Genomic DNA, 3,032 nt, shown 5'->3' with positions numbered 1-3,032 from the left:
TGGTAGCGGAGGAGGGATTTGAACCCCCGACACAAGGATTATGATGCGAACTTGATTTCCTTGCTCTGTAAAGGTTTCGGCCTTCCGTGTTGCACAGGTGTTGCTTGCGTCAGTTTATGAGCCCGATCTCTACTGCTGCCAAAGCTGCCTTGTCATCGTCCCTCGCTTCGAACAGATAGCCATAGGTATCGAAGGTCTGTTGGATCGAAGCGTGGCCCATGAGGGACTGGATCCGCTTCGGGCTCAGGCCTTGCTCGATCCATAACGCGGCGCAGGAATGTCGCAATGCGTGGAGAGAGTACTTAGCGTCGGGAGCTTCAATGCGGTTGCCATTGTCATCCCTCCCGTCGACCATGTTGACCACACCGGCAACAACCTGCAGAGGCCAGAAAAGCCGGGACAGGATGTTCCCGTGGCTCTCAACCTTTCCCGCCCCGGTTGGAAACACCAAACGCAGGTCCCCTTTTGGACAAGCTAGCCGCCAACGCTTTAACGTGGCTAGAAGTGTCGGCGCCATCGGAATGTCCCTGGTGCCTGCCTCGCTCTTAGGCGGACCGAATTGGTTGAAACGGTCAACACGGCGCCGAATGTGCAGGATGCCCTTCTTGAGATCCACATCTTCCCATTTCAGACCGCGTAGCTCCGACGCTCTCATGCCCGAGAAAATAGCCGTTAGGATAAATGGGCGTGTGGTGTCGGTAGTCGCTGCGATGATCGCCTTTAGCTCGTCCCTAGTCGGCATCTCGGGCCGCTTCTCGCCGCGCTTGGATTTCTTCACTCGGGTTGCATCGCGAACGTGATTCGCTGAAACTAGCCCTCTACCTTTTGCCTCTGCCACGATCGCCGATAGTGAACGAAGAACTCGCCGAGCCATGTCATGCGAGCGGCCGTCAGTCAGCAGCAACTCGACGAATGCGTTCACCGCGGGCGTGCTGAGGCGGGACAGTTTGGTGGCGCCGATCCGAGGAACAATGTGAAGATTCACGTGGGCTCTATACTGTCGGATCGTGGTTTCCTCGAGCTTGTCCCTCTGGCATCGCTCTAACCAGATATCCGACGCCTCCTTGACCGTGATAGACGCGCTATCAGGAGTGTGCGTTCCCGAGGCGACTTGGGCTCGGACCGTGACCAGGAACGCATCCGCGTGACGGCGCGTAGAAAACTGCTTGAAGCGGCGTTTCCCGCCCCCGTCGAGATATCCCGCGAGCCAAACAATTTTACCGCTGGGGAGGATCCGTTTGCGAATTGACGCCACTGCAGTCTCCCTAACAGGACTCGCTTCGAATGTGTGAAAGGTAATATAAACGATTTTATCGGAGTGTCGCTCAAAAAAGACATTGACATCTCATTTGAGTGAAACTCATATAAAAGGACGGTGCAGATGGCACTGCTAAGCAAGCTTGTACGTGTGATCGCGGAGGTCGAGGGAATGGACGATACCCAAGTTGGCTGGATAGCCCGACATCTCCGTGAAGCCGGCTATATCTCACAGGCTGGAAGGGGGCGCGGGGCGGCTCATATGATCGTTAGAGACGCGACGAACTTGCTTATCGGAGTCAATGCATCTGATAAGCCAAAGGACGCCGCCTCAGTTCTTCCAATCTATCGCGACTTGGTGGGATTTGATGAGCGGTACCCGTCACATCCTCCTGATGACACACCGGCCGACGAAGATGATCCACTCGAGCAAGCTTTTTTGACGCGCAAGCCGTTTGGGGCGGCGCTCGAAATTCTCCTAGGTATGGATCCGGACGCGCTTCACGGCATCACCATCTCTTTTCATCGTCCCGCACCAATGGTCAGAGTCGCAGTCGGTGACTTCAGTGATCCAGACGAACCGGAGATGTACTACTACACAGAGTTTCGGCAACTTCAGCCAGCGCGTACCGACACCTACGCTGATCGGAGCGACATAACGACAATCTCGGACAAAACGCTGGTAGCGATCGCACAAGCCCTCCACGATTAAAATTCAGGAGACCACATGGATTCGAATGCAACGCGCTCCTTGAGCGCGAACGGTGAAGGCTTGCCGCTGGCAAGCGACATATTGGAAGGAGCGGAAGCAATCTCGCACTTCCTGTTTGGCAGTACCACCAAGAGTCGCCGTGTCTACCGAATGGCCGAAGCAAAAGAGCTCCCTGTGTTTCGCGTCGGGAGTCTCATCTGCGCTCGGAAGTCCACTCTTGTGAGGTGGATCGAGCAGCAAGAGCAAACGGCATAAGTCGCCGTCCGCGGATTCTCAGATCAGGATTCAACATCATGAGAGACCATGATAATCTTCCGCTCTTCGCGTGGACGCATGCCGTCGAGGGCGAGAAGCGAAAGACGGCAGAGCTCTTTCAGTTTCCTCATACACGTCGGGCTGCGTTCATCGCGAGGCACGCTGAGCGCATGATGGATCTGCCGTCGACGACTGCTGAGAAACACCTTGCATATACCGTTCGAGTGCAGGCGCAGACCATGGCAAAGCGCGGCTTCAGCCAAGACGCAATCTCGCATCACACGCAGGCCCTCGAACATGCAATTCGCGCTGCGATCTGGAGAATGATTCTCACGCCGGGAGGTGCTGCATGAGCGGCGGAGCGAACAAAACCGGACGTTCAAAAAATGAAGCGCGCCATGTGCGGCTTTATCATTGGATGATGGAAACAGCAGCTTGGCGTAGCCTCGATTCTGTAAGCCGAGCTCTCTATGTCGAGATCCTGGCGCGGTACGCCGGAGTGAATAATGGCAGAATCCCGTTTTCGGTTAGGGAGGCAGCCGAGAGCTTGCACATCGGAAAGACCAGAGCGTCAGATTCGCTTACCATCCTCCAGGACCGCGGCTTTATTACTCAAACCCGAAAGGGAAAATTCGACCGCAAAATTCGTCACTCCACTGAGTGGCGGCTGACCGAGCTCGCGTGCGATCTCACCGGCAGCAGTGCCTCCAAGGACTTCGCGCGATGGCACCCCAAAAATTTAAAACCGGTACCTGAGGGCGGACCGTACGGTACCCCACAGCGGACACTCGGTACCCCAGAGCGGACC

General features: G+C 55.9%; 4 protein-coding genes. 3 read left to right on the top strand and 1 reads right to left on the bottom strand.

All coding sequences use genetic code 11. From position 1 onward, the window contains the following. Positions 1–109 precede the first annotated feature (109 nt). On the bottom strand, positions 110–1,255 hold the full coding sequence (locus AC1DT3_RS16575) for a tyrosine-type recombinase/integrase (RefSeq protein WP_477466339.1): 1,146 nt from the start codon (positions 1,253–1,255) through the stop codon (positions 110–112). A gap of 126 nt (positions 1,256–1,381) precedes the next feature. On the opposite strand from AC1DT3_RS16575, the gene AC1DT3_RS16570 reads away from it, so the two are divergent. The 3 genes from AC1DT3_RS16570 to AC1DT3_RS16560 all read left to right on the top strand — a co-directional run. Next, entirely contained in the window at positions 1,382–1,969 is a 588-nt protein-coding gene (locus AC1DT3_RS16570) for a hypothetical protein (RefSeq protein ID WP_477466338.1), read from the top strand. 293 nt (positions 1,970–2,262) lie between these two features. Further along, on the top strand, positions 2,263–2,577 hold the full coding sequence (locus tag AC1DT3_RS16565; protein WP_477466337.1) for a DUF6074 family protein: 315 nt from the start codon (positions 2,263–2,265) through the stop codon (positions 2,575–2,577). Next, on the top strand, positions 2,574–3,032 hold a 459-nt coding region (locus tag AC1DT3_RS16560), incomplete at its 3' end, for a hypothetical protein (RefSeq protein ID WP_477466336.1). The genes AC1DT3_RS16565 and AC1DT3_RS16560, both read left to right, overlap by 4 nt.

This window comes from Microvirga sp. P4_G7 (assembly GCF_056401005.1).
The sequence above is the reverse complement of the archived record's forward strand: the minus strand, read 5'-3'. Positions and strand labels throughout refer to the sequence as shown.